1 pseudogene is annotated in these 1,385 nt (G+C 77.0%); it reads right to left on the reverse strand.

Annotation, left to right across the window (positions count from 1 at the left end):
- Positions 1 to 149: 149 nt before the first annotated feature.
- Positions 150 to 1,385 (reverse strand): annotated as a pseudogene (locus OJ997_RS36225) (hypothetical protein); the annotation flags it as partial.

Genomic DNA, 1,385 nt, shown 5'->3' on the forward strand with positions numbered 1-1,385 from the left:
CGCGCCGCACCACGCGCGCACCACGCGCGCACCACGCGCGCACCACGCGCGCACCGCGCACGCTTCGCCGCCCGCACCGCCGCGCGGTCGTCGCTGTGCCCGCGCCCGCCCGCGCGTCTTCGTCTCGCCGTGCCTGCGGGTCGCGTGGCCTAGGAGCGGGCCAGGTCGGTCCAGCGCTTGAGCGTCGCGACCGCCTTGCGGTCGCCACGGATGACCGGTAGGTCGCCTGGCGTGGCGCGTTCGCCCTTGAGCAGGCGGTCGAACGCCGCGCGCGACATCGTGACGGTGGCGTCGGCGGCCGCACCTGCCGCGTGCTCGACGACGCTCAGGCGGACGCCGTCGCGGGCCGTGACGTACCAGGCGCGTGGGCCGAGCTCGGTGATCTCCTGCGCGACGGTGAACACGTGGCCGCGCGTCCACTCGGGCGCGACGGCGTACGGCAACGCGGCGTAGACGAGTGACGGCTCGAGCCGCGCACCGGCCAGGACCGCCTCGGCCAGCGAGAGCGACGCCGCGGGCAGCGTACGGAGCGCCTTGGCGCGTTTGCGCCGACCCGTGACGCGCGCGCCCGGCCGGAAGCGCCCGATCCGCGTGCGGTCGCCCGCGAGCAGCTCGGCCAGCACCAGCGGCTCGCCCGAGAGATGGAACGCGGCCTCCTTGCGCGGACGCCGCCGCGCGAGCCGTTGGATCTCGGCGCCCCCATCCCCGACCGTCACCGCGAAGGTGCCGAACCCGCGCACCGTCAGGTCGTACGACAGCGGCTCCCCGAGCACGACGCCCTGCGCAGGCAGCAGGCCCGCGAGCAGCGCCCCGGCGGTCACCGAGTCCTCCCGAGCCAGCTCCACGAGCGCCTTGCGCAGCCCGGGCGCGGGCACGACCGAGGTGAGGAACGCGTCCGCGACCTCCTTCGCCGCCGCACGCGCCGCGACCGACGCGAGCAAGACGGGCCGATACGCGGCCGCCGGGTCCTCGAGCCGCACGAACCGCCCGGCCTTCGGAGCGCTCGTCACGCCCGTGGCCAGCCAGGTCGCCGACCCGTCCGGCGCGGGCGGAACCGCCGGGCCGAGCCCGGGCGACTCGACGAACGGAACCGGGAAGCGGCCCGTGTAGGTCGTGAGCCTGGCCGCGTCGGGCGGCGCGACGAGGTCCGATGTGGGCGTGGCCGACACGTCCTCGGTCGGCGCGGCGACGTCAGGCGCGGCCGGCGCGTCCTCGGTCGGCGCGGCGAGGCCCGGGGCGGGCGGCACGTTCTCGGTCGGCGCGACAAGGTCCGGCGCGGCCGTGGCCGGGGCGGCGAGGCCCGGCGCGGGCGTGACCGGCGCGTCGGCGGGCAGCGAATCGAGGTTCTTGAGAACTTCCTCGATCGGCTTGTCGGCCCACTCAGT

Source organism: Solirubrobacter phytolaccae (assembly GCF_027587195.1).
Classification (GTDB): domain Bacteria; phylum Actinomycetota; class Thermoleophilia; order Solirubrobacterales; family Solirubrobacteraceae; genus Solirubrobacter; species Solirubrobacter phytolaccae.